This window comes from Microbacterium maritypicum MF109 (assembly GCF_000455825.1).
Taxonomy (GTDB): domain Bacteria; phylum Actinomycetota; class Actinomycetes; order Actinomycetales; family Microbacteriaceae; genus Microbacterium; species Microbacterium maritypicum_A.
The window spans coordinates 1-292 of record NZ_ATAO01000176.1 but is presented as its reverse complement, the minus strand read 5'-3'; the positions used below and the strand labels follow the sequence as shown (position 1 = coordinate 292).

Sequence of the window (292 nt, the reverse complement as noted above, 5' to 3'; positions counted from 1 at the left end):
AAGGGCGAGAAGTCACCGGTCGCGGGAACGACGGTGACCACCATCGGGCTGCGGTTGTCGACCCGGAACGTATACGGCACCTGCGTGCCCACCGCGTACGGGTTCGCCGCCAGGTCGCGCCCGGCATCCGCCCGCGCGCCCGTGATCGTGGCCGCGAGCACGCCGTCGCGCAGCACCACGGGGGCAGCCGCGTGGGTCACGGTGACCGCGGGTGCCGAGCCGTCGACGGGAGCCACGGTGAACGCGAACTCCGGCGTGTACCAGCCACGATCGATGTCGGCCTGTGTGAGCG

1 protein-coding gene is annotated in these 292 nt (G+C 72.3%); it reads right to left on the bottom strand.

Going from position 1 to position 292, the window contains the following annotated elements; all coding sequences use genetic code 11:
- Positions 1 to 292: hypothetical protein (locus L687_RS42780; RefSeq protein WP_040569696.1), on the bottom strand; the 292-nt coding region annotated here is incomplete at both ends.